21 protein-coding genes, 1 tRNA gene and 3 pseudogenes are annotated in these 24,789 nt (G+C 61.2%); 10 read left to right on the top strand and 15 right to left on the bottom strand.

Annotated features, from left to right (window positions below):
* Positions 1 to 769, top strand: a 769-nt coding sequence (locus NKI54_RS22005; protein WP_352692365.1) for a TRAP transporter large permease, incomplete at its 5' end; no start/stop codon positions are given.
* Positions 766 to 1,815, top strand: coding sequence for an L-idonate 5-dehydrogenase (locus NKI54_RS22010; RefSeq protein WP_352692366.1), 1,050 nt, complete (start codon positions 766 to 768; stop codon positions 1,813 to 1,815). The genes NKI54_RS22005 and NKI54_RS22010, both read left to right, overlap by 4 nt.
* Positions 1,816 to 2,003: 188 nt before the next feature.
* Here NKI54_RS22010 and NKI54_RS22015 read toward each other — a convergent pair whose 3' ends face one another.
* From NKI54_RS22015 to NKI54_RS22035, 5 genes are read right to left on the bottom strand one after another with little or no spacing between them, the layout of a single operon-like run.
* Positions 2,004 to 2,312 carry a type II toxin-antitoxin system RelE/ParE family toxin gene (locus NKI54_RS22015; protein ID WP_352692367.1) on the bottom strand — a complete coding sequence of 103 codons (309 nt, stop codon included), beginning with the start codon at positions 2,310 to 2,312 and terminating at the stop codon, positions 2,004 to 2,006.
* Positions 2,309 to 2,569, bottom strand: coding sequence for a CopG family ribbon-helix-helix protein (locus tag NKI54_RS22020; RefSeq protein WP_352692368.1), 261 nt, complete (start codon positions 2,567 to 2,569; stop codon positions 2,309 to 2,311). Before NKI54_RS22020 ends, NKI54_RS22015 begins: the two co-directional genes overlap by 4 nt.
* A gap of 56 nt (positions 2,570 to 2,625) precedes the next feature.
* Entirely contained in the window at positions 2,626 to 3,498 is an 873-nt protein-coding gene (locus NKI54_RS22025) for a carbohydrate ABC transporter permease (protein WP_352692369.1), read from the bottom strand.
* Entirely contained in the window at positions 3,495 to 4,385 is an 891-nt protein-coding gene (locus NKI54_RS22030; RefSeq protein ID WP_352692370.1) for a carbohydrate ABC transporter permease, read from the bottom strand. The genes NKI54_RS22025 and NKI54_RS22030 overlap by 4 nt, the downstream gene beginning before the upstream one ends.
* A 43-nt stretch (positions 4,386 to 4,428) precedes the next feature.
* Positions 4,429 to 5,721: an ABC transporter substrate-binding protein gene (locus NKI54_RS22035; protein ID WP_352692371.1), complete on the bottom strand. Its 1,293-nt coding sequence runs from the start codon at positions 5,719 to 5,721 to the stop codon at positions 4,429 to 4,431.
* Positions 5,722 to 6,159: 438 nt separating this feature from the next.
* Between NKI54_RS22035 and NKI54_RS22040 the strand changes: the two genes are divergently transcribed.
* The 3 genes from NKI54_RS22040 to NKI54_RS22050 are packed head-to-tail and all read left to right on the top strand — an operon-like array spanning position 6,160 to position 8,630.
* Positions 6,160 to 7,035, top strand: coding sequence for an ROK family protein (locus NKI54_RS22040; RefSeq protein ID WP_352692372.1), 876 nt, complete (start codon positions 6,160 to 6,162; stop codon positions 7,033 to 7,035).
* Positions 7,032 to 7,802: a GntR family transcriptional regulator gene (locus NKI54_RS22045; protein ID WP_352692373.1), complete on the top strand. Its 771-nt coding sequence runs from the start codon at positions 7,032 to 7,034 to the stop codon at positions 7,800 to 7,802. The genes NKI54_RS22040 and NKI54_RS22045 overlap by 4 nt, the downstream gene beginning before the upstream one ends.
* 36 nt (positions 7,803 to 7,838) lie before the next feature.
* Complete coding sequence (locus NKI54_RS22050; RefSeq protein ID WP_352692374.1) at positions 7,839 to 8,630, top strand: sugar isomerase domain-containing protein; 792 nt, start codon at positions 7,839 to 7,841, stop codon at positions 8,628 to 8,630.
* A 54-nt stretch (positions 8,631 to 8,684) separates the two neighbouring features.
* Here the strand turns inward: NKI54_RS22050 and NKI54_RS22055 are convergent.
* From NKI54_RS22055 to NKI54_RS22065, 3 genes and pseudogenes are all read right to left on the bottom strand, one after another.
* Positions 8,685 to 9,323: pseudogene (locus NKI54_RS22055) on the bottom strand (IS5 family transposase); the annotation flags it as partial.
* Positions 9,324 to 9,480: 157 nt separating this feature from the next.
* Positions 9,481 to 9,909: a type II toxin-antitoxin system VapC family toxin gene (locus NKI54_RS22060; RefSeq protein WP_023678722.1), complete on the bottom strand. Its 429-nt coding sequence runs from the start codon at positions 9,907 to 9,909 to the stop codon at positions 9,481 to 9,483.
* A complete protein-coding gene (locus NKI54_RS22065; protein WP_023678723.1) occupies positions 9,909 to 10,154 on the bottom strand; it encodes a type II toxin-antitoxin system VapB family antitoxin in 246 nt (81 codons plus the stop codon). Before NKI54_RS22065 ends, NKI54_RS22060 begins: the two co-directional genes overlap by 1 nt.
* 402 nt (positions 10,155 to 10,556) lie before the next feature.
* Here NKI54_RS22065 and NKI54_RS22070 point away from each other — a divergent pair, with 402 nt between their 5' ends.
* Entirely contained in the window at positions 10,557 to 10,805 is a 249-nt protein-coding gene (locus NKI54_RS22070) for a hypothetical protein (RefSeq protein WP_352692376.1), read from the top strand.
* Positions 10,806 to 10,906: 101 nt separating this feature from the next.
* Here the strand turns inward: NKI54_RS22070 and NKI54_RS22075 are convergent, their stop codons facing one another.
* From NKI54_RS22075 to NKI54_RS22090, 4 genes are all read right to left on the bottom strand, one after another.
* On the bottom strand, positions 10,907 to 12,952 hold the full coding sequence (locus NKI54_RS22075) for a CHASE2 domain-containing protein (protein WP_352692377.1): 2,046 nt from the start codon (positions 12,950 to 12,952) through the stop codon (positions 10,907 to 10,909).
* A gap of 15 nt (positions 12,953 to 12,967) precedes the next feature.
* Complete coding sequence (locus NKI54_RS22080) at positions 12,968 to 13,777, bottom strand: FecR family protein (protein WP_352692378.1); 810 nt, start codon at positions 13,775 to 13,777, stop codon at positions 12,968 to 12,970.
* A gap of 11 nt (positions 13,778 to 13,788) precedes the next feature.
* A complete protein-coding gene (locus NKI54_RS22085) occupies positions 13,789 to 15,063 on the bottom strand; it encodes a tetratricopeptide repeat protein (RefSeq protein ID WP_352692379.1) in 1,275 nt (424 codons plus the stop codon).
* Positions 15,064 to 15,551: 488 nt separating this feature from the next.
* Positions 15,552 to 16,739, bottom strand: a complete 1,188-nt coding sequence (locus NKI54_RS22090) for a magnesium transporter (protein ID WP_352692380.1) — start codon at positions 16,737 to 16,739, stop codon at positions 15,552 to 15,554.
* Between the two features lie 421 nt (positions 16,740 to 17,160).
* Here NKI54_RS22090 and NKI54_RS22095 point away from each other — a divergent pair, with 421 nt between their 5' ends.
* From NKI54_RS22095 to NKI54_RS22105, 3 genes and pseudogenes are all read left to right on the top strand, one after another.
* Positions 17,161 to 17,541: a hypothetical protein gene (locus tag NKI54_RS22095; RefSeq protein WP_352692381.1), complete on the top strand. Its 381-nt coding sequence runs from the start codon at positions 17,161 to 17,163 to the stop codon at positions 17,539 to 17,541.
* A 102-nt stretch (positions 17,542 to 17,643) separates the two neighbouring features.
* A pseudogene (locus NKI54_RS22100) lies at positions 17,644 to 17,869 on the top strand (transposase); the annotation flags it as partial.
* Positions 17,864 to 18,299 (top strand): annotated as a pseudogene (locus tag NKI54_RS22105) (TIM barrel protein); the annotation flags it as partial. The pseudogenes NKI54_RS22100 and NKI54_RS22105, both read left to right, overlap by 6 nt.
* Before the next feature lie 132 nt (positions 18,300 to 18,431).
* Here NKI54_RS22105 and NKI54_RS22110 read toward each other — a convergent pair.
* From NKI54_RS22110 to NKI54_RS22120, 3 genes are all read right to left on the bottom strand, one after another.
* Positions 18,432 to 20,615, bottom strand: coding sequence for a calcium-binding protein (locus NKI54_RS22110; RefSeq protein ID WP_352692382.1), 2,184 nt, complete (start codon positions 20,613 to 20,615; stop codon positions 18,432 to 18,434).
* 638 nt (positions 20,616 to 21,253) lie between these two features.
* Positions 21,254 to 21,328 (bottom strand) — tRNA-Gln (locus tag NKI54_RS22115).
* 121 nt (positions 21,329 to 21,449) lie between these two features.
* Positions 21,450 to 21,794, bottom strand: coding sequence for a VOC family protein (locus tag NKI54_RS22120; protein WP_352570745.1), 345 nt, complete (start codon positions 21,792 to 21,794; stop codon positions 21,450 to 21,452).
* Positions 21,795 to 21,980: 186 nt separating this feature from the next.
* Here NKI54_RS22120 and ppdK point away from each other — a divergent pair, with 186 nt between their 5' ends.
* Entirely contained in the window at positions 21,981 to 24,659 is a 2,679-nt protein-coding gene (gene ppdK / locus NKI54_RS22125; RefSeq protein ID WP_352692383.1) for a pyruvate, phosphate dikinase, read from the top strand.
* Positions 24,660 to 24,789: the final 130 nt, after the last annotated feature.

Consider the following 24,789-nt stretch of genomic DNA (forward strand, 5'->3'; position numbering starts at 1 on the left):
CAGTTTCCGCGTCACAGAGGCCCGTGTCGCATCAAAATGGAAAACCAAAAGTCCCTGTTTCCGGACGTTTGAAGAAGAGGTGCAGTATGAATCGGTCGTTGCGGCGGACTGGTATTTCGATTTCTCCGCGGTCATGGCGCTGATGACGCCGGTCATCCTGATCGGCGGCATGACGATGGGCTGGTTCACGCCGACCGAGGCGGCGATGGCGGCCGTGATCTGGTCGCTTTTCCTCGGGCTGGTGCGCTACCGCACGATGACGCTGCGTTTGCTTGCCAAGGCCAGCTTCGACACGATCGAAACGACCGCCTCGGTGCTCTTCATCGTTACCGCCGCATCGATCTTCGCCTGGCTGCTCACCGTCAGCCAGGCAGCACAGCTGTTTTCGAACTTCATCTTCGCGCTCACCGAAAACAAGTGGGTCTTCCTGATCCTGGTCAACATCCTGATGCTGGTGGTCGGCTGCTTCCTCGATACGATCGCCGCGATCACGATTCTGGTGCCGATCCTGCTGCCGGTCGCTGCCGTCTACGGCATCAACCCGGTGCATTTCGGGCTGATCATGACGCTCAATCTGATGATCGGGCTTTTGCACCCGCCGCTCGGCATGGTGCTCTTTGTGCTGTCGCGCGTCGCCAAGCTCTCGGTCGAGCGCACCACCATGGCGATCCTGCCGTGGCTGGTGCCGCTTATCGTGGCGCTGCTTCTGATCACCTTCATACCCGCCATCACGCTTTGGCTGCCGACCGAGATGGGCTTGATCCGGTGAGTGGCCAGGTGATTGCCGCGACGCTGTTCGGCCCGCAGGACCTGCGCGTCGTGGAGCGTCCGCTCGAACCGCTAGCACCAGGTATGGTGCGGGTGCGCTTTGGGGCAGGGGGCATCTGCGGCTCCGACCTGCATTATTTCCGCCATGCCCGTACCGGCGACTTCGTCGTCACTTCGCCGCTTGTCCTCGGCCACGAGATCTCGGGCGAAATCGTCGAGATCAACGGCGCCGCGCCCGGCCTGGGCGTCGGCGACCATGTCGCGGTCAATCCGTCACGCTGGTGCGGGCATTGCGCGCGATGCCTGGAAGAGCGCGCCAATCTCTGCGAAAACATCTACTTCATGGGTTCGGCATCGAAGACGCCACATATGCAGGGCGGCTTCGCCAGTCTGTTCGACGCCACGCCCGCGCAATGTTTCAAGGTTCCATTTGATGTGGCCTACCAGGCGGCCGCACTTGCCGAGCCGCTGGCGGTCAGCCTGCACGCCATCGCGCGGGCGGGCGACATCAGGGGCCGCAACGTCATCCTGTTTGGTGCCGGCCCCATCGGTCTCTTGGCCATGCTTGCGGCCAGGCTTGCCGGCTGCGCTGAGCTTACGGTCGCCGATATCGCCGCCGCTCCGCTCGCCTTCGCCCGCAGTTTGGGCGCGGACAGGACGATCGACCTTTCCGGCGGCGACGCCGAACTCCAGGCGCTTGCTGCCGGCGGTTCGCTTGATGTGGCGTTCGAGATTTCGGGCACCACGGCCGGCCTTGCCGCAGCAATCGCAAGCGTCCGGCGTGGCGGCACGGTGGTCCAGGTCGGCAATCTTCCCGGCGGCCAGATCCCGCTGCCTGCCAATGCAGTGATGGCCAAGGAGATCGACCTCAAAGGCACCTTCCGCTTCGGTACGGAGTTCGGCCGGGCGGTCGATCTCATCGTTTCGGGGGAGGTGGATGTCCTCAAGCTGGTGACCGCCGAGCGCACGCTTTCTTCCGCGCCCGACGCCTTCCTTCTTGCCGCCGACCGTTCACAAAGCGTCAAGGTCGTGCTCACTGCGGACTGAATCGTGGTTTTGCCAGATCGTTAGTAGCCATAACTCATTGCGAACGGACGAAACTCAGAACGTGCTCGACGTATATGCTCCCACCCAGGTCTCCGGTTAAACTCGGGAGCAATACCCGGCAGCTTGCTGTCAAAATTGTTGGCAGCAAATCCGCTCGCGATTAAAGCCCCTTCGTCGCGAGATTTCGCTCAGCTCGGCCATTCCTCGTCCTGCCAATCGCGCGCTGCGTGGATCACCCGCAAAATTGAAATGCTTTCCCGGCCGCCCTTGGCGGTCACGGCATAAGCGATGATGTAGGGCAGGCGACTCAAAGGCTTTTCATAGGTGCCGGATACACGGCCGGGTCGCCCGGTTGCCATTTCCCCAAGCGCGGCCCCTGCGTCCAGAATCCGGTCTGCTACCAGGCGCGCAGCGCGCGGATTATCCTGCGAGATATAGGCGATCTGTTCCTTGATGTCGTCCAGCGCACCGCGAGACCACTGAACGGCTCGCGTCACACCTTGCGGCCCGTGCCGGCATCAATCGCGGCATAAATTTCTGCCATAGCCTTATCATGAGACACGATGCGCCCACCTTCGACATCAGCAAGGCCGCGCTTGATACCTTCAATGATTTCAAGCTCGCGATCGACATACGCTGCGACGGCTTCACCTGCGAGGAACGACTTGCTACGCCGGGTGTCGGTTGCGATCCGGTCGAGCTTTTCCTTTACATCGGGACTGACGCGAATTGTCATAGTGGTGCTAGCGGCCATAGCGGTGTCCTGTGTTGATCTGTGTACACCTTAGCACAGAGCGCGGCGCTGGTCCATTATCCCTTGATCGCCGAGCCGACGATCGAATCCACAAAGAAGCGCTGCAGGAAGACGAAGAGCACCAATGGCGGCAGCACGGCGAGTGTGGCGCCGGCCATCACCAGTCCCGTATTGAGGGCGCCTCTGTTGTAGCTGAGCAGGCGGCTCAGGCTGATAACGATCGGATAGTCGTGTGCATTGCCCTGTAGAACGGTCAGCGGCCAGAGATAGCTGTTCCAGTGGTAGACGAAGGCAAACAGCGCCAGTGCCGCGATTGCCGGCGCCACGCTCGGCGCGACGATCTTGAACAGGATCAGGAGTTCCGACGCCCCATCCATCCGCGCTGCGTCGATCAGATCGTCGGGCACGCCGGCTATGAACTGGCGCATCAGGAAAATGCCGAACGCATTGGCGAGATTGGGCACGATAATACCTGCAAGGCTGGCGTTCAGGCCGATTGATCCGACGAGACGGTAAAGCGGGATCAGCGTGACGATCGGCGGCAGGAACATGGTGGCGATCAGCACCGAAAACAGCAGTGAGCGGCCGGGAAAGTGATGCTTGGCGAAGGCGTAGCCAGCCATCATGCTGGTGACCAGAATGCCGGCGGTGGTGATCGTGGCGATCACGAGCGAATTCCACATCGAGCGGCCGACATTGATGACGCCGGACACTTTCTCGTACGCTTCGAGGGTCGGCGTGCGCGGTATCCACACCGGCGGCACCTGCATGGTTTCGGCCGGCGTTTTCAGGCTGGAGAGCACCATCCACAACAGCGGGAAGGCGGAGGCCACGGCAACCAGCAGCATCAGCGTGGCGAGCAGCGCTCTGCGGCCCGCCAGGCGTCTGCGCGCCAACCGGCTCGATGCTGAGCGGCCCGGCGCGCTCATTCGTCATCCTTCCGGTTGGCGAATGCAAACAGCGCGCACACAATGACGATCAGCGCCAGCATCAGCATCACTGCCATGGCCGAGCCCAGCCCGCCTTGTGCCCGCTCGATACCGACTCGGCGGATATGGTAGGTCAGCACGTTGGTCGAGCCGACCGGCCCGCCTTGGGTGATCAGCGCCACCGGCTCGAACACCTGCACGGCGTTGATGATGGCAATGACGGCGCTGAACAAGAGCGTGCGGCTCAATAGCGGCAAGGTGATGAAGCGGAACTGTTCGCGCCGGTTGGCGCCGTCAAGCGTCGCCGCCTCGTAAAGACTGCCCGGGATCTGGGTCAGCCCGGCAACGGCCAGCACCGTAAAATAGCCGATCTGCTGCCAGACATTGAGGACGACGATCGAGATCAACGCCGATCTTGGCGAGGACAACCAGAGTTGCGGGCCGATGCCGGCGAGACCGAGCACCTGGTTGAGCGGCCCCTCGCTCGGCGAATAGAGCTTCGACCAGACCAGCGTCACGGCGATCATCGGCACCATGTAGGTGGAAAACAACACGGTCCGCAGCGCCGTACCGCCTGCGACATCGCGCTGGTGGACCATCAAGCCGAACACTACCGAAAGGGGCAGGATGAGCATCACCGACAATGCCGTGTAGATGGCGGTGTTGAGCAGCGCTCGCTTGAAATCCCGCCCGACCGAGGTCGGCCCGAATATTTGGCGAAAATTGTCGAAGCCGATGAAGCTCGCATTGGAAAAAGGCGTCTGCGTCGACCAGTCCTGGAATGACAGCCAGATGGTAAGCAGCATCGGCAGCAGGATGAAAACGCCGATCAGTGTCACGGCGGGTGCCAGCATGATGCCCGCCGAGGCACGATAGGTCTTGATCATCGCTATGCTTCCAAAGCGTCGGGCTCTCGAAACAGCGCCTTCGCTATTTGGCGGCACGCTCCAGGATCGAGACGGCATCGGCCTGCGCGTTCGCCTGCGCATCCTTGGCCGAGAGCTGCCCATACTGCAACGCCTCGAGCGTCTGCTGCAGCGATTCGCTGAACTCCTGGCCACCCGGGACGACAGGGAAGGGCTTGGCGTCGGCAAGCACGCTGACATAGCCGGACAGGAACTCGGAACCGAGCTTGTCCTTATGGGCTTCGATGTCGGAGGTCCGCGTCGGCAGGATGCCCATCGACATCAGAATATCCGACATTGCCGATGCGCCGTTCTTGCCGGACTTCGGACTGTTCAGCCATACCAGGAAATCCCATGCCGCTTTTTGTTCGGCCTCACCGGCATTGGCGTTGACGACGGTCATCCATGAATAGGAGATCGAGTGCGGCTTGTCGCCGCTCGGACCGACCGGGATGGGTGCGGTGGCGATATTGGAGAACTTGTCGCCCATGCCGCTCTTCAATGCGCTTTCCCACCAGTTGGCCATGATGATCATGCCGGTCTTGCCGGAGACGAAATTGTCTAGGAAGGGGCCGGTTGTGTTGGCGTCGGCCGTGGCCATCGCCGGATCGCTGGCGCCGGACTTGATCAGGTCCTCGTAAAGCTGGAGAGTCTCACCGGCTTGAGGACTGTCGAGCATCGGTTTGCCGTCCTTGACCAGCTCGCCGCCATTGGAGACCAGCAGCGAGGCGAAGGGATGGACGACGCCCGCCGCCCAGGAATTGATCATGCCGAAGCCTTGCTGGCCGGCATCTTTCCTGGTCAACTTCCGGGCCGCATCCTTCAATTCGGACCAGGTCTTCGGCGCGGCTGTGATGCCTGCCCGTTTGAACAGCTCCTTGTTGTAGTTCAGCGCATAGACGTCGATCTCGTTTGGAATGCCGTAAAGCGTGGCGCCAACAGAGGCCGCACTGACGACACCGGCCGGCCACGCACTCTTGACCTCGCCGGCAACCGCATCGGGGGCCGGCGCGACCAGCTTGTCTCGCGCCAGTTCGGGCAGCCACAAATCATAGATGCCGCCGATCGTCGGCCCGTCCGAGCTGCCGCCCTGGGAACGCAGTGTCGTCAGGAGATCGCCGAAGGGGACGGCGCGCACGGTGACGGTCACATCCGGATTGCTCTTGGTGTAGTCCTTGGCCGCGGCGTCCAGCAAAGCGACCGTTTCGGGCGACCAGTGGGTCAGATAGGAGATGTTGACCGATTGGGCCCAACCAATGGTGGGCGAGGCCAACAACCCTGTAGCCAGTGCCAGTTTCGAAATCCAAGCCAAAGACATCCGACCCTCCGCATAGCCATAGCGATGTCCATGACGTTATGACAACTTGAAGCAACGATGCAAGCGCTATCTTCGTGGAGAGCTCCTGCCGGCGTGGTGGGCGATTTCTTACCGGCCTACGATGGGAACGATAGCTCCTTGAAAACAGATAATTAGCTGAGATCGTTCGAGCTGTTTCTCACTGCCGGATATGCCCAAACGTGCCGCAAAGGCTCTTGCGAAGAAAGTCATGTCGTTATAATGACACTTAGCCGCCCAAAGGAAGCCGATGTCGAATGAGAGACTGATCATGGTTCATCGACGCGCAGCGCTCAGCCTGATCGGCGGCTTCGCCGCCGCGTGCACCGGGGTCTGTATCGCACTGCCGACCAGAGCCGACGACACCGTGTGGAACTGGCGCGCCGGGGACCGGGCGGTGGCCAGTCGGAGTCGCTCTCGATGACACGCGTTCTGGCCATCGATCTTGGCGGCACCAACTTGCGCGCCGCTATCCATACCGGCGATGTTCGCTGGCTGGAGATGCTCAGCCGCGAGCCCGCACCAGCAAGTCTTGATGCCTTCGTCGCCCGCGTCGGTGCGTTGGGCGCCGAGGCCGGTCCGGTCGACGCACTTGGCCTGGCGGTGCCGGGGCTTGTCGAGGGCTCGATCTGCCGCTGGGTTCCGAACCTGCCCTATTTCGATGGTGTCGACGTCGCGACCTTGTTTCCTCGTCTGCCTGTTGCCATTGGCAACGATGCGCAGGTCGCCATGCTGGCCGAGGCGGTCGAAGGTGCTGCAAAAGGCTTGTCCGATGCCATCCTGCTGGCGATCGGCACCGGTATCGGCTCCGCCGTTCTGGCCAATAACCACATCGTCGCCGGCGCACGGGGCGGCGCCTGCTCATTCGGCTGGGCCTGCGCCGACATCGAGGATGAAGGCGAGGACCGCAGCGGCTGGCTGGAGCGCTTCGCTTCCGGGCGGGCGTTCGACGCCGCGGCGCGCCAGATCGGGCTGCCCAATGGAGGCAGGCTTGTCGAGGCCGCGCGGGCTGGCAACACGGCCGCACTTGACGCCTTGGAGCTGCCGGCGCGCCGGCTGGGCACTGCCTTGGCGGGTGCGGTCGCGCTGCTTGACACCCGGGCGGTCCTGATTTCCGGCGGGCTTGCCGATGCGCTGGACGTGGTCGGACCGCCGCTGCTTGCGGCATTGCGGCGTCAGCTGCCGCCGCATCTGCGCGATGTCGTGCTGCGGTCCGGCGAATTCGGCTCCCGCGCCGGTCTCGTCGGCGCCTCGCTGGCCGGTCTCGCCGGAGCACAGTGGAGGCAGATTAGATGAGCCAAGTCAGCTTCCAGCTGCCCGACCGCCGAAGGCCCGAGCCGCTCTGGTATCAGGTGGAAGAGGCCATCCGCGCCATCGTCAAGAGTGGCGAGTGGGCGACTGGCGACCAGATTCCGGCCGAAGACAGACTGTGCGCCCTGTTCGGGGTGAGCCGCATCACGCTGCGCCATGCGCTGCGCAATCTGGAGGAGCACGGGCTGCTCAGGCGCGAACATGGCCGTGGCACCTTCGTGCGCTCCACCACGCTGGTCGCTGGCACCCGCGAACTCACCAGCTTCACGCAGGAAATGGGCAATATGGGCGTGGTCGCCGGCTCGCGCTTGCTCGACTGCAGCCTGACCACCGCCAATGCCGCCGCGGCCGGAGCGCTGGAGATCGAGGAGGGCGACCCGGTGGTGCGCATCCGGCGGCTCAGGCTCGGCAACAACGAACCGATCGGTATTCAGACTGCGCAACTTTCGGCCGCGCGCGTGCCCGGCTTTCTCGATGCCGGCCTGTTGCAGGGCTCGCTCTACGAAGCGCTGGAACGCCATTACGGCATCGTGCCGGTCGCGGCACGCGAAAACTACCGTGTTGGCGCGGTCGGGGCGGCGGATGCCGAGTTGCTCGATCTGCTTGCGGGGAGCCCCGCTTTCGTGGTCGAGCGCATCACCACCGACGAGCGTGGCCCATTCGAATTCACCGTCTCGGTCATGCGTGGCGACCGCTACGAAATCCGCTCGACGCTGCGCGCCGGCCGCGCCCCGCCAAACGCCAGAAGCTGAGCCATACCCAAGCCGACACATAACAGGAGTACCCACGTGTCCGATCTTTACATACCTCGCCTTGCCGCCCTCATCGAACAGGCCTCGAAAGCCAATGCCGAAGCCTTTGGCGAAGCGGCCAGCCGCTTTGCCGACACGCTCGAGAGCGGCGGGTTGGTTCATCTTTACGGCTCGGGCCACTCGGTGTTGCCGGTCCAGGAAGTGTTTCCGCGCTACGGCAGCTATGTCGGCTTCAATCCGCTGACCGACCCGCGTGTCATGTGGCATAACGTGCTCGGCGCCGGCGGCGTGCGCGAACTTCTGTGGCTGGAGCGAACCGAGAAATACGCCGAGAAATTCCTAGACCACCAGCCGCTGAACAAAGGCGATTCGATCATCATCTTCGGCCACAGCGGCCGCAATTCGTCGGGCATCGACACGGCGCTCTATGCGAAAAAACGCGGCGTCTTCGTCGTCGCGGTGACCAGCAAGAACAATCTCGACAAGCCGGCGACACACTCTTCCGGCAAACGGCTTGCCGATGCCGCCGACCTTGTCATCGACACCTGCTCGCCGATCGAGGATGCCATCGTGCCGGTCGAGGGCTGGAGCCGGCCGGTCTCCGGTTCGTCGACCGTGCTTGCCATGATCCTGGCGCATGAGCTGATCGCCCGCACCGCCGAGGCGCTTTCGAAACGCGGCATCGAACTGCCGGTTTTTGCCTCGCCGACAATTGCCGGCGTCACACTGCACGACACCGACGTCATCTATGGCGTCTATCGCGAGAAAATGCTCGAGGCACAAAGGAAGCATCTGCCGAGCTTCCAGGCGACCATGCGCGGCGAATGACAACCGGGGAGGGCACGCAAAACGCCAGGACGTAGACTCATCATCACCGCGTAGCCAGATGCGAGTTGAGACGAGTTTCAGGGCAGCAAGGTAGTTTTCTGCCAGCTTGTCATATCGAGTTGCGATGCGACGGAACTGCTTGGCCTTGTTGAAGAAGCGTTCGACGAGGTTGCGGGCCTTGTAGAGGAAGGGGCTGAAGCACATCGGGTCCTTGCGGTTGGCCTTGGGCGGGATGTTGGCCCATGCCTTTGCTCGGTGACGGCATTGCGCAAGGCGTTGGCATCCTAGCCGTTGTCGGCGAGCAGCATGGCACCCTCGGGCAAATCCTTGATCAAGTCCGCTGCGTAGGCGATGTCACTCATTTGACCTGCCGTGAGCGTCAGCTTGATCGGCCTGCCTTCGGCGTCGACAAGAGCATGGATTTTGGTCGTCAGCCCGCCTCGGGAACGACCGAGACAATAATCTCGATCACCCTTTTTGCTGTCGCGCCTTGCTGATGGACGCGAACAATGGAGGTATCGATCATCTGCACCGTTGCATCATGGGCTTTGGTGATGCCATGCATGAGGCGGTCCCACACACCTGCTTTCCGCCATCGAACGAAGCGATTGTAGCAGGTGGTGCGTGGGCCGTATCGCCCCCTGGCAGATCGCGCCATGGCGCACCCGATCGCAGCACCCAGAAGATGCCGTCTGCCCGCTGTGCCTGAACGGTGATCGTGCCGAAGAAAACCAGTGCTGCAGCGAACGTTCCTCGTAATATTGCGTTTAACCATGAAAGACGACGATTCGCCCAAAGCATGCAAAAGGGCCCATCGGCTCTCGCGCCGCGATGCAAGGCCAGGAAAGCCTTACGCCAGATCAGTTTGTGAAAAGTCATTGCCCTTGTAAAGCAGGGCAAGCCGGTGAGCCTTCGCGCAAGCGTAGGCAAAACAATCGCCGAAATTGAGATCGGCTTTGTGCCCGACTGCTTTGCCGTATTTCATGCTGGCTTCGATCGCCCGGTCGCCGATGTCGCCGGATATCATGATTTCCTTGCCGGCGATCTCGATCAAAAAGGCGTCGACGGTATCACGGGCTTGCGCCAGCATGTTGGCCGTGGGCTTGGCGTTCTTTTTGATGGCTTCGGCCGACGCTCGCGCGAGACCCTGGACTGCCTCGAACCGGACGAGCGGAGAGATATACAGCGGCTTGGTCGCGGCCGCGAGCCGCTTTTCCAGTTCTTCCGCGCCAGGTTCCTCGTTCAGGATGGCAACGATCACCGAGGCATCGACGAACATCAGTCGTCGCTCCACATTTGGTCGGTGAATTTCTTCATATCGAAATCAGGGTTGGCCGGCCCGATCCGCCGCGCCATTTCCTTGACTTTGGCAAGTCTCTCGCGCAGCGGGACGCTGCCGCGGTTGCGCTCGATCTCGTGGCGCAAGGCGGTTCTGACGGCCTCGGTCTTGCTGCGCGCGTTGGTAATGTGCTGCAGCTCGACGGCCATGGCGTCGACGTCGGGATCGCGAATGAAGAGCGGCATTTTGTATATCCTCATGAGTGATATATGTATATCATACCGGAGATATACTCGCCAGCGAATTCGCGAGCGGCGGTTTTGATAAGGAGGGGAGGGAGGAATGCAGCTCGCGAAAATCCGTCGGGAGGTTCGGTTCTGGTGCTCAGTCCTTGGAATTGCTCGGCGTCTGAAACACGTCGCTCCGGCCATGTCACTGTCAACGCCGACATGCCCAAGGCGTATCGACGCTACGTGCGCCGACGCATGCGCATCCCAACATCCGCGGCGACCGATTGATGTCGATAGACCGCCCACGCGCCCGACGAGGCCAGCGCCAGCTGCATCGATTGCGTCAGGTTCATAACGGCCATAATCCCGGCCCAGCGAACTCTCTCGTTAGGGCAGCTCGGGGAATGCTACGGCTGGATGCTCTTGGGAACATCCCGAGCGCATGATCCGGCGGCGAGGATAAACAATCTGAACCACGCGCTGCCTCCACCTGATGGCGCCGGCGAACTCAACGAGGCCGTGCTGCCATTCGTGGTAAACTGGATAACACGGCCTATCTTCTCGCTCGAAAATTCGGCGGCCTCGACAATCATTGCCGGGGTTACCTCGACCGATCCCTTCGCCGTCTATCCGCGTCTCATCGGCTGTCGCGCTGATCCGGATTGACAGCCACCCGCAATTTAAAGGGCCGTTTGCTGACACCTAGGCCTCCCCAGCAGTATTAGTTCACAAAGCAGGTCGGCACCCCTGCGATCCGCTGGATCCGGTCAGCGTGTGCTTCGCGTTCGGGGTGCAAGATCAGGCGGTGCCATTTGCACGGATGGCGGCGAACCAACCACCACGGCAGGGGCGCCAGATTGCTCACCACGTTGGCTCTCTACTTCGCGGCTCATATCTTGGTGAGCAGCTTGCATCTCCGGAACGGTGAAAACCGGCACCTCGCCCTTGAAACCCTGGAGTTCAAAGGCGCCCGCCTGGACGATCGGCATCGGCGCTCCTGCCGCAAAGCCGGGACCAAGCACCAGGGGGATGCCCAGCTTCTTGGTCGTCGACTCGAGCCGAGCCGTGCGGTTCACCGGAGAGCCGATCGCGGTGTAATCGAAACGCCGTTCGGAGCCGAAATTGCCTACCGAGCAAATGCCCGTCTCGATGGCGACGCCGATTGCGATGGAGGGGTGGCCGTCCGCGCTGAAGGCGGCGTCTTCACGCTTCACCCGTTCGATCAGGGCAAGGCCCGCGTCGAGCGCGCGCTCGCGATGGTCCGGCTGATCAAGCGGCGCGTTCCAGAAAGCGAGCACCGCGTCGCCCATGAACTTGTCGATGGTGCCGTCGCGCTTGAGGATCTCATCGGTCGCAATGCCGAGGAAGTGGTTGACCACCTTTGCGATTTCCTGGGTATCGAGCTGTTCGCTCATCGTCGTGAAGCCGCGTATGTCGCTGAGCAGGATCGTGATCTCGCGCTTCTCGCCGGACAGGATCGCTTCGGTGTCCGAGCTTGCGAGGCGCTGCACCACGGACGGCGACAGATACTGGGAGAACTGCCGTGCCAGGGTGGACCGGCGCTGCTCGCTGCGCCTGTAGAGGACATAGCCTTCGAAGCCGGCTACCAGGATCGTCGCCAGCGCCGGCTGCAGCGGGTCATAGAGTGCACCCTGCAGGCTGTATTCGAGAGCGCCGAACACGAACGGCGTGACGGCAAGCAGCACGAGAGCCAGGGCACCAAGCACGACACGCCCGGCGAGCACTCCGGAAAGTCCGATGAAAATGACGGCACCGAGGACAAACCAGAGCCGCTCCACCGTACGCGCGTGCGGCGGCTCTGTCAGGTAGCGCCCGGCAAGCAACTGGCCGATTGCATCGGCGTGGATGTCCGCGCCTGGTCGCGCTGGACGTGTCGGGGTGGGCAGGTACTGCGTCAGTCCCACGGCCGACAGATCGACAATGGCGATGGCGTCCCGCAGCCGCGGATCACTGCCGCCCGAAAGGATAGTGCTGGCAGATATACGGGGCGTATCCGTGGCGGTTTCCCAGAGGCGGATGCTCCCCTCCGGCTCGAGCGGCACGATTGCGCCGGCCATCCTGAGTGCGTCGAACCCGGCGGCATTCATCCGGGCTATGTAGCCGTCCTGCCCGGCGTAAAGGCGCAGAAGCTCGAGCGCGAAGGACGGCCACAGCTGCACGCCTTGAGCGGTATTGCGAAGCCACAGCAGCGGCACATGGCGCAGTACGCCGTCGGGATCGGGCAAGGTGCGAATTACGCCGAGGCCCGCGGCGGCATTGGAGAATTCGGCAAGCGAGCCGGTCAGGCCGGCGAAGCCGGGAAGTGTGTCGGGTACCTGTCCGACGATCGACCAGCCGGCTTTGGGCCCTGCTTCTGAAACCGTCGCCTCATTGCCCAGGCTGACGGCAAGCGCCGTTCGATTTTTGGCCAGCGCCGCTGCCAGGCGCTTGTCTCCGGCGATGCCCTCAGGCGAGGTGTCGGCCTCGGGCAGTACCAACGCAAGCCCGATGACCGCGGCGCCGGACTTGGTGATGCCATCGACCAGATCGGCCAAGAGGCCACGGTTCCAGGGCCATCGCCCATGTGCCTTGAGGCTGGCGTCGTCTATCGAGACGATCACGACAGGATTGCTCGTCGCCTGGCGCGGAGCGAGAAACTGGTAGAAGTCGTACGTGCGTTCGCGCAGGCGCGACAACGGCCCGTCAAAAGCCAAATGGCAAGCGAGCAGCAGGAGCACGACCACAAGGCCGGATACTTTGCGCCTGCCAGCTTGCCGCCAATCAGCCCAGCGCCAACCGACCAAGAGGCTCATGTCGTGCGGCCAAGCCTATTCGCAGTAGTAGCAGCAACCCTCACCCTCACACTCGCCCTTATTCACGCCGCCGCCCACAGGTGGCGTTGGGGTGTCGGGGAACTCCATGACCACTCCTGGCAATGCGCCGTCGCTGGAGTCACAGACTTTGAGCGAGCCGCCGAGTGCCGACGCACAAAGCGCGCTTACATCCAGTCCCGGACCCGGTGCGCCTGGCAGGCCGGTGCCGGCAATCCGGTCGATGCTGTCCAATATCGGGAAGGTGTCGATTCCGCCGTAGCCGGTCAGCAGCTTGCCATCTTCCGATGTGCAGGCGTAGCCCGGGTTTGTGATGACCAGCCGTTTGCCATTGATCGTGCAGGTCATGCGGCCGGCGCGCAGTATGCCGACGGTCTGGCCGGCTGCCACCAGCACTTCGATGATGCCGCCTCTGGCTCCGAGCACCATATGCGGCGTCGCAACCTGCATGACGCCGCCTTTCGAAACCTGGCCGCCATAAAAACGGGCCAGGCCGCTGTTCATCCCGATGTCGATCTTTCCCGATCCGGAGCCCGGATTGTAGACGAATTCATCGATCGTCAGGCTGGTGTTCGGACCAATCTTGGCGCTCGATTCATCCCGGAACACCAGCATTCCAAGACCGGTGGGATTGCTGCGCAGCTGGTCGCCGAGTTCGACGCCGGCACCAACGTTCATTGTCCCGCCGTTGTTGCGGACGATGTTGGTCTGATAGGCCGTCATCGACCCGACCGTCTCAGCGGCGGATGGTGCCGCGAAGGCAAGGCAGGCGATAAAAATGGCGATCTGACGGTACGGGGTCCTCATCGCGGCCTCTTTCAATTGAGCGTCAACGTATAGCTCATGAGCATTTCGAACGATTTTCGGTCGCGGTTGGCGATGTCGAAGTTGGTTTCGCGATAGGCGAGATCGACGCTGATCTTCTGCGCCTCCGTCAGCTGAAAATCGCTTTCGGAGGCAATGCGCCAGAAGTCGCTCTTGATATTTGTGCCGATGCCGACGGACAGATCGGGAGTGTTGCTGTGGCCGGCCGAAAAGGCGATCTGGTGCGACCATGCGAAAAGATCCGGTACGTTCATCAACAGGCCGCCATAGCGGACCTCGCCCGTGTAGCTGTGGCCGATTTCGCCAGATCCGGAAGCGAAGTCATTCGAGCCGACAAAGCGCAGTCCGAGCGCCTGGCCATTGCGGAAGCGGTAGCTGCCGCCTGCCTCATAGAAAACCCTGCTATCGGCGAAAATGCCTTGCGAGGGGCTTAGATCGATGTAGCCGCCACCGGCGAAGAGCGTCGTTTCGACCGTCGGGCGAACGAGAAAGCGCCCACTGACGCCGATGCCGGTCTCGTGGATATCGCTGTCGAAACGATCCGTAACTGTGAACGCCGAAAGCAACAGGCGCAGCGAATCGATCCCACTGTTCGGCAGCCCCTTGTCCCAGGTGATCGCGGCGTTGCCGTGGACGAAGGTCTCCTCGCTACCCGGAACCGACAGGTCTTCCGTGAAAAAGCGCTGTGTCGCCGTCAACGACCCTGAAAGAACGAGAGCGTCGGCGCTTGGCGTGCCGAGGTCCCACCGGACAAAGCCTTCCGCCCGCCCATAGGGGGAGACGAAGCTGTCGTCGTCCTGCGCCCCGCCGGGCTCAAAATCGGTAAATGCGCTGAACACGCCGCCGGTCAGGGCGAGTTCCCAGGTGACGCCACGCAACGCGCGCTCGATGCGGGCGAGCAGGCGAACGGCTTCCTGCTGCTCACTTGCGCTCAGGCCGTCGACTTCGATGCCGTACTGCACCTGCCGCCGGGCCAATTCATAGGAGCCGACATGATAGTACAACCGGCTGGCCGCCAGCCGGGCGCGCGCATCGCGGGGATATTTGATCAGATACTGCTCGATTGAGGAGATCGCCTGATCATATTGTCCCGCGTTGACGGCAACTGTGACGAACTGGGCGAGCGTTCCGTTGTCGGCCGGACTGGCGATGCGGGCCGAAAACGCATCATCATATGCCGTAAAAAGACCTTGTGCGCCAGCCGGCAATACGCCGGTACAAAGCAGCGCCGCGGCGCAGCCGAAGATCGTTCGAAACGAAGATTGCATGCCGAGAACCACCCCAAACCCGACCAGTGCGAAGGACTTAGCACGACCACAAGAAAAAGGCGACTGAACTGTCACCAGACCATGCGAGTCTCAGCAGCTGTTGCAGCTGCGCAACAAACTATCGCGTTTATTCCTATTTCGGCTGCGCTGGTTGTCAAAACATCTTCTCAGCGTTGCTGTACATAATTGAAGTATTCGGCACCAGTGTCAACTAACTCAAATCATCATCAGTGGCGGATCGCGCAGCCGACAAGATTAATATTGTTTGCGCGATTCTGCGCGTATCTGGTCACCGAATGAGGCTTCAAGGTCACCCACGGCTCATCCAAAGGTCTTCCGTCGCGTTGCGCAAGAGGTCGGAGAGCTGCCGGAAGGTGCTTTCCGCAACGGCCTGCGCGATTGCGTGCTGGCCTTCGCAATTTCGTTGAACGCGACGAGGTCAGCTTATTGCCCCCGACTCCCAGGGACGCGTCACCGGACGCGTCTTGCTACAGCACGAGCATGGTAGCCAGCCCCAGCATCAGACCCATGCCTACAATATCGGTCACCGTGGTGAGGAAGATCGCCGAAGCGACCGCCGGATCGGCGCCGACCCGGCGCAGGCCCAGCGGGATCAGCACGCCGGAGATTCCGGACATGAGGCACGATCCGGACATGGCAAGCAGGATCACAAGTGCCAGCATGGGCGCCTGGGCCGCCGACTCCGGTTGCCGCGAGGCGTAGAACCACATCGCCGCAGCCGCAACAAGGCCGACGAGCACGCCGTTGGCGATTCCGAGCGCGCCCTCCCTCATCACCAGGTGCAGCTTCGGTCGTTTGTCCACATCCCCCAGGGCAAGGCCACGCAGCGTCATAGCGAGTGCCTGGCAGCCGGTGTTTCCGCTCTGCCCGGCCAAGACCGGGAGGAATGCCGCCAGGGCGACGATCTTCTCGATCGTGCCTGTGAACGAACTGACCACGAAAGCAGCCATGAAGGCCGTCAGCAGGTTCAGCTGCAGCCACGGATGCCGCTTCAAGAAGGCTGAAAACAGAGGCGTAAAAGAACGCTCCTCCTTCTGGACGCCCACCATCTGGCCAGACTGGGCAGAAATCTCGATGATTTGCTGCTCGAACAGCCGCCAGCCGCGAACCTGCCCGAGCAGCCTGTTCTCCGCGTCCACCACCGGATAGACAGGGTACTGACGGCGTACTGCTGCCTTGCAGGCGTCGCTCAAAGACAGACCGACATTAAGGGCGAACGGCCTGGGCAGCATGATCTGATCCACCGTCGCGTCCGCTTCGCTCAGCATCAGATCGCGCAGGACCACCAGGCCAACCAGTTTATTGCCCTCGTCCGTGACGTAGAGATAAGTGAGCTCGGTCGGCACCTGGGCGCGTCTGACCGCCTCCACTGCGGCGGCAACCATCGTCGCGACAGGAACGCTGGCCGGAATCGGGTCCATCAGCTCGACGAGCGAGTCGGGGACCGCGAAATCCTTGCCACCGCCATGAGACCTGATGGGCCGCATATGCGGTGGCAAATGCTCCGCCACCTTACGGGCGTGCCCATCCGGCAACAATTTTAGTGTGTCCCGGATGAACTCGGGAGATTCTCGGGCCAGCAATTCAGCCGCGTCATCAGGTGCTCGAGCACGCAGCGTGCGTACCAGCTTCTGAACGTCGTTCTCTTCCTTCATCTGCCGCCGCCCCCAAATTGCTAGTGTCTTGCCTCTGACAGTATGACACGGATCGGATCGCTCTGTCTGGCGCGCAGTGGCCCAAGCGCCTCGATCCCGAAATCTTCGCCTCTCGGGCCCGAGTGGACCGAACCCAGACAGATCTGCGTCATTGCGTGGGTGCATACAGGCGGGCTGTAACGTCAGAGTGTCGCCTAGAATTTGACGTGTTGCGAACTTCACCGGTCTTTTGGGCTTTGCGAGCACGCCGCACCAACTTAAACCCGGAAATTCTGCAGAGGCAGGGTCTCCGGCGTTCGAATTGATTGCCTCATCCGGCGCATCTTGCCAGTTTCACCAGCTATTGACGCCACGGCCGGTTAAGATCTGCGACTGCTTGCATAGAAGGATGTGGAGCACGAGCTCCTTCGAGGACGATTTCATGACGGTCTTGCACCAAGGCAAAAACTTCGGCAAGTTCGTTGCGTCTTGGGAGAGGGCAACAACAATGAAATTATCTCGCGTAGGCATGATGCCGGTCGCGGCAATGGTGATTTGCGCAAACTCGTTCGTTCCAACCGCCGCCCGCGCTAACTCGGTTGCCTTCGATTATGGATATCAGATGGCGGCTTATTTGTTTTGCTCTCAATCGATCTATAACGACAGACGTTTTGGCGACTTTCTTGTTGAGGGTGGGAAGTATGACAAAACGAAAGAGTACAATCGTGGCGTTGCCGCTCTGAAAGCCGGGCTCAAAGGCCCCCACCCTAGGAAAGTGTGCTTCGATGCCGCCCGCGCCAGCGGTTGGTGGACCGACCGCTGACGGCTTTCGAACTCGGTCTTTAGTTGGTTGCTTATCGGCTTCGGCTCACCGCCAATCGGCAGGCCGTCGAAGCCGTGCAACCATGCCTCGGCACGCTCGCTGTCGCGGCGCTGGCAATCCGGCTCCACGATTGACGTCCGGGGACGGATCTCGAAAGCCGGCGACTCGGATGTGCGGCGTGCGCTCTGCGAGGCGGTATCGGGTCTGGTGATCCGCTTCAAGGGCAGGGACAAGGTCAAGAGCTGGGGTGAGGCGACCGCCAAACGCTCCTGCCACTGCAGAGCCAGCATCGCGGTGGCCCCGCAAGCTGGCGGTGATCATCATCGCCTTTGAGAACCTCTTCGCCATGGAACCGGGTCAGTGCCGGTAGACCCCGGCCGAGGTGGCGCAGACGGTTAAGGCGGTCGGCCATCCGAACTTGGTGGCGCTTATCGATTTCAGTCACGCCTATATTGAATCCACCCATCGCGACCTGAACTTCCGCGAGCAGCTGCGGGCCATGGCGCCGGTGGCAGGGCACCTGCATGTCCATGGTTCCTTCGGGGCGCCCGTCCCCATCGAACCTACCTCCTGCAAGAGGATGCAGCACTAGGTTTGGGCGACCTGCACATGCCGCTCGGCTGGGGCCATATCGACTGGGATGACATCTTCAGTGAGTTGGTCTTCTTGCCGGGACCGTCCTAATCATGGAAATCGGACCCAGATATCCCAATGAGCAGCCTAACAGCCTGGCCCGGGCAAAAACCTTATCGCCTTGAACAATCGCGCTGAGCGCGGAGCGGCGGAGTAGGGTCGGAACCGGCGGAAACTGACACCTGCTTTGGAACAAACCGGTGCTTGAACAAGGAGGAGCGGCGGACCGGCTCGAAGGTCCGCCGCTCCTGGCTCTTTCAGATCACAAGGAACGAACCTGCTGCAAGCGACAGACCTGGAGAGAGCGTGGCGAACTGTATTTGAGCTGCGGCGCCGATCCCGTCGCTGTCGAAAGAGAGCGCTCCGGTTGAACTGTTGTAGATGATATGGTCGGAGCTGTCATGCGCGGCCGTGCCAGCGAAGAAAGCATCGGATGAAAGGCCACCCAGCTTTAGGCCGGCAAAAACCGCGTCGTCGAGTTGGATCTTGTCCTGGAGCTTGTTGAAGTCGGTGATCCTGTCGATATTGCCGGCCCCAAGAGCGCTGTTGAACACGAATGCATCATTGCCCCCGTTACCGGTCAAGATGTCGGCACCGCCGCCACCGTTGATGATGTTCGCGCCGGCGTTGCCCTGGATGGTCTGGGCAAAGGTGTTGCCCGTCAGGTTGATTGCAGACGTACCTGACGGGCTGGTGGTGGCGAGAAGCTCGATCTGTGAACTGGCCGAAAGCGCATGGCTCACAGCAGCGAACACCCTGTCGGTACCGCCGCCGACCGCCTCGTAAACTCTGTCGCCGGCATTGTCCACATAGTAGGTATCGTTGCCGCCATAGCCGACCATCGTATCAGCGCCACCGCCGCCATTAATGACATTGGCGCCGGCATTGCCCCCGATGCTCTGGGCGAACTCATTGCCGGTGAGGTTGATTGCCGATGTGCCCGAGGGGTTGGTAGCAAGAAGCTCAATCTGCGAGCCGGCCGAAAGCGTATGGCTCACAGCAGCGAACACCCTGTCTGTACCGCCGCCCGCCGCCTCATAAACTCTGTCGCCGGCATTATCTACATAGTAGGTGTCGTTGCCGCCATAGCCGACCATCGTATCGGCGCCACCGCCGCCATTAATGACATTGGCGCCGGCGTTACCCCCGATGCTCTGGGCGAACTCATTGCCGGTGAGGTTGATTGCCGATGTGCCCGACGGGTTGGTAGCAAGAAGCTCGATCTGCGAGCCGGCCGAAAGCGTATGGCTTACAGTAGCGAACACCCTGTCTGTACCACCGCCCACCGCCTCGAACACCCTGTCGCCGGCATTGTCTACATAGTAGGTGTCGTTGCCGCCATAGCCGACCAACGTATCGGCCCCACCGGCGCCGTTGATGACATTGGCACCGGCATTGCCCTGGATAGTCTGGGCGAACGCATTGCCGGTCAGGTTGATCGCCGTGGTGCCGGACGGGCTGTTGGTGGCGAGAAGTTCGATTTCCGATCCGGCCGCAAGCGCATGACTTACGGAGGCGAATGCTTTGTCGGTACCGCCGCCCGCAGCCTCGATCTCCTTGTCGCGGATGTCATCGACATAATAGGTGTCATTGCCGCCATAGCCGATCATCGTGTGGCCGCCGGCCCCGTGAAACACATCGTCGCCGCTGGTGCCATACAAGGTGTCGCTTGTGTCGACGGGAGGCGGAGCGGTCCCCGTCGTTGCAAGGTTGTGTTCCCGGAAAACGGCCTGCAGTTCCGAAGAGCTCTCCAACGCTGTATCGCCTCGCTGTGAACCCCAGGCGTACGCGTAGTCGAAGGCGGGTGACGGAACCAGCTTGGCCCAGTGCTCCATCATGATTTCCATCTGGGCGGCGGTGGGCACCACATATTTGCCACCCATATCGGTGTTATACTCGCCACCTCCAAACGCCTGGTAGCCCGGAACGATCTGGCTAGTCGGGATGCCCGATGCCTGAGCGGCGGCAACGAACTTATCGATCATGTTGTAGTCGACCGGGCCATCCGTGCGGACCGGATAGACATCTATGCCGTAGTAATCGATACCCGTATTGGCGGGATTGTACGTGCCCCTGAAATCCGGATTCGCTGACGTCCCCAAGCTCATCATTGTGATGTAGGTCTTGGCGCCTGGAAAATGCTCATGGATCCAGTCGGATTCTGCCTTCAGATTTGCGGCAGAGGCGTAGGTACCCCATTGGCCGGTGGGATCCGGCTCGTCAACCAGGAAGAACCCAAATACGTTCGGATTGCCGAGGAAAGGAGTAACCTTGTCGATAAAGGATTGGGTTACTCCGTTGGCCTCGTCGAGGTAGACCAAGCCTTTCATGCCCTCTGGCAGCTCGTTGACCTGGTCAACATATTGCACGCTAGCCAGATTGAATCCGGCTTTTGCAATGTCCGTGCCGGATCCGCCCGACGTGTAATGGAGAGTCGCCATCCATAATCCCTCATTTTGATTCGATAGCGCCCCGCGGATGCCTGCCTACTAGAAGGTGTATATTAGCGCCAAATCACATACCTGAACGCCCTGATAGAATGATTGATCGGCGGCAGGATTCTCACGTTGCGGCGAAAAATATACTTACGGATAGTCGACATCGTGCGATAAAAGCAAATTTAACTTCAGAGATGCCCACGTTGTTTTCCCAGAGATGCTTATTGATATTTTTACGACATTCTACTTGTTGCTGACAGCACAAGATAACATGATCGCTGCCGTTTAAAAAGAAATTGAATTTTATTAAAATTAGTTTGATGATTGCGCCGGGTGCTACCAAAGAGGCGTTGGAGGCGCTGACTTATCTGAAGAAAAGCGACAAAAAATCCGATGTTTTGGATTATAAAAGTCTCAAACTATAAAGATCGAACGCCAAGCCGTGGCAGAAAAACGGCTTTTCTCCACAAGATGCATTTGACTGCCGGCCAATTGAGCCGACATTAAACTAAGATGCCAGCCGCATCGCGCTCTCTGCCGGAGACACCAATTTGTTGTGGACAGATACCGCAGATACCAGTCCGCGACCAAGGTGTCTGCAACTGAGATTACGACTCGGGAGATCGTCAGAATTGGAGAACTGGCTGGGGCGCCAGGATTCGAACCTGGGAATGTCGGTACCAAAAACCGATGCCTTACCACTTGGCTACGCCCCAACAGCCGGAGCATGCCCGCTGTGCGCGCGGCCTTATAGGACGAGCCGGGAGAAAGCTCAATGCCGACATATCGACTATGCGCGACCGATTCACCAGTTTTGCAATCGTCACTTTGACGGACCTATTCACCCCAGACAGCCATTTCATTGCCGGCCGGATCGACGAAATGGAACCGCCTGCCGCCGGGGAATGAAAAGATCGGCTTGACGATGGTGCCGCCGGCATTCTCGACGGCGCTCAATGTTTCCTCCAGCCTTTCGGAATAGAGCACGGGCAGCGGCTTGGCCGGCGCATCTTGGCCATCCGCTTGAAAACCGCCGTCCAGCCCTTCGGCAAAGGCTGAATAGGTCGGCCCGTAATCGGTGAACGACCACGAGAAGGCCGCGCTGTAGAAAGCCTTCACGCTGTCCAGCGTTCCGCCCGTCGCCGGCATTTCCAGATAATCGAGCTTTCCGGTCATTCTCATCGCTCTACCTTTTGTTCTCGTTATGTTCTACAACAAAGCTTTCCAAAAAGCAAGTCTTTTCGGCGCTGCTTTTCATTAATCGATTGTAGAGGCCGGCCGGCTTGGTCGATGCCTTGCCTTTCGCACTGCAGCATCATATCGCTCGATTTGTCAGTATTTCCAATCTCCTGCAACCGGGGAGCAAGCATGACCAAATGGGTCTACACCTTTGGCGATGGAGCGGCGGAAGGCCGTGCCGGCGACCGCAATCTGCTCGGCGGCAAGGGCGCCAACCTTGCCGAAATGTGCAGCCTGGGCCTGCCGGTGCCGCCAGGCTTCACCATCACCACCGAGGTCTGCAACGCTTATTACGCCAACGGCCACGCCTATCCGGCCTCGCTGGAAGCGGATGTGGCGGTCGCCCTCGATCACATCGGTCGGCTGACCGGGCGCCGTTTCGGCGATCCGTCGAAACTGCTTTTGGTGTCGGTGCGCTCCGGTGCCCGCGCTTCCATGCCCGGCATGATGGACACCGTGCTCAATCTCGGCCTCAACGACGAGACGGTCGAAGCCTTGGCCGCCGATTCAGGCGATCCGCGCTTTGCCTATGACAGCTATCGGCGTTTCATCCAGATGTATTCCGACGTCGTCATGGGCCTCGACCATGAGGTCTTCGAGGAGATCCTCGAAGACCAGAAGGGTGGGCTCGGCCATGAGCTCGACACCGAGCTGACAGCCATCGAATGGCAAGGCGTAATCGCGCTCTACAAGGCCAAGGTCGAGGAGGAGCTCGGCAAGCCGTTTCCGCAGGATCCGAACGAGCAGCTGTGGGGCGCCATCGGTGCGGTGTTTTCCAGCTGGATGAATAACCGCGCCATCACCTATCGGCGCCTGCACGACATTCCCGAAAGCTGGGGCACGGCGGTCAACGTTCAGGCCATGGTCTTCGGCAATATGGGCGACACTTCGGCCACCGGCGTCGCCTTCACCCGCAATCCTTCGACCGGCGAAAAGCAGCTTTATGGCGAGTTCCTGGTCAACGCCCAGGGCGAGGATGTCGTTGCCGGCATCCGTACGCCGCAGAACATCACCGAGGCGGCGCGCATTGCCGCCGGTTCCGACAAGCCGTCGCTGCAGAAGCTGATGCCTGACGCCTTCCAGGCTTTCGTCAGCATCTCCGACCGCCTGGAAAAGCATTACCGCGACATGCAGGATCTCGAATTCACCATCGAGCGCGGCAAATTGTGGATGCTGCAGACCAGGTCAGGCAAACGCACCGCCAAGGCGGCACTGAAGATTGCCGTCGACATGGCCAGGGACGGGCTGATTTCGAAGGAAGAGGCCGTCGCCCGCATTGATCCGGCCTCGCTCGACCAGTTGCTGCATCCGACAATCGATCCAAAAGCGGCGCGCGATATCATCGGCGTCGGCCTGCCGGCATCGCCAGGTGCTGCCACCGGCGAAATCGTGTTTTCCTCGAACGACGCCGAGGAGGCCAAGACACAAGGCCGCAAGGCGATCCTGGTGCGCATCGAGACCAGCCCCGAAGACATCCATGGCATGCATGCGGCCGAAGGCATCCTGACGACGCGCGGCGGCATGACCAGCCACGCCGCTGTTGTGGCGCGTGGCATGGGCAAGCCTTGCGTTTCGGGCGCCGGCTCGCTGCGCGTCGACTACAAGGCCGGCACGCTGATGGCGATGGGATCGACGTTCCGCAAGGGCGATATCATCACCATCGACGGCGGCAACGGCCAGGTGCTGAAAGGCGCGGTACCGATGCTGCAGCCGGAACTCTCGGGCGATTTCGCCGCCATCATGGAATGGGCCGACGGCGCGCGCCGCATGAAGGTGCGCACCAATGCCGAGACGCCGCTCGATGCGCGCATGGCGCGCTCCTTCGGCGCCGAAGGCATCGGTCTTTGCCGCACCGAACACATGTTCTTCGACGGCGACCGCATCGTTGCCATGCGCGAGATGATCCTGGCCGATACGGAAAAGGATCGGCGAACGGCGCTGGCCAAGCTGTTGCCGATGCAGCGCTCCGATTTCCTCGAGCTGTTCGAGATCATGGCCGGCCTGCCGGTGACGATCCGCCTGCTCGATCCGCCGCTGCACGAATTCCTGCCGAAGACCGAGGAGGAGGTGGCCGAGGTCGCCGCTGCCATGAACGTGTCGGCGGACAAGCTCAGGCGGCGCACCGAAGCGCTGCACGAGTTTAATCCGATGCTCGGCCATCGCGGCTGCCGGCTTGCCGTCTCATATCCCGAAATCGCCGAGATGCAGGCACGAGCCATTTTCGAGGCGGCCGTGGAGGCCGGCAGGAAGGCCGGCGCGCTGGTGGTCCCCGAAATCATGGTGCCGCTGGTCGGGCTGGTGAAGGAGCTCGACTTCGTCAAGGCACGTATCGATGCGGTCGCCAAAAGCGTGATGGAGGAGACCGGTGTCAGGATCGACTATCTGACCGGCACGATGATCGAACTGCCGCGTGCCGCGATCCGAGCCCAAATCATCGCCGAGGCGGCCGAATTCTTCTCCTTCGGCACCAACGATTTGACCCAGACCACGTTCGGTATCTCGCGCGACGACGCGGCCTCGTTCCTCGAGACCTACCGGCAAAAAGGCATCATCGAGCAGGATCCGTTCGTGTCGCTCGACATAGAGGGTGTCGGCGAGCTGGTGCGGATGGCGGCCGAAAAGGGCAGGGCGACGCGGCCCGACATCAAGCTCGGTATTTGCGGCGAGCATGGCGGCGACCCGGCCTCGATCCATTTCTGCGAAAAGGTCGGCCTCGACTACGTCTCGTGCTCGCCATACCGGGTGCCGATCGCCAGGCTGGCCGCCGCGCAAGCGGCGGTGCAGACTGCAAAGAACGGCCGCGGATAGGAGTTGCAGTCCACCGGCATCTGACCTTACCGATTTGTAACCGAATTCACGCGAACGTGCGTCTGTCGGCTCCAAATCCCGACATCGTTTCTGCCCAGTTTCCGGCCCCCGAACCCGCCCCGGAGCCAGA

The sequence above is a fragment of the Mesorhizobium sp. M0663 genome, assembly GCF_040320585.1.
In the GTDB taxonomy this organism is placed as follows: domain Bacteria; phylum Pseudomonadota; class Alphaproteobacteria; order Rhizobiales; family Rhizobiaceae; genus Mesorhizobium.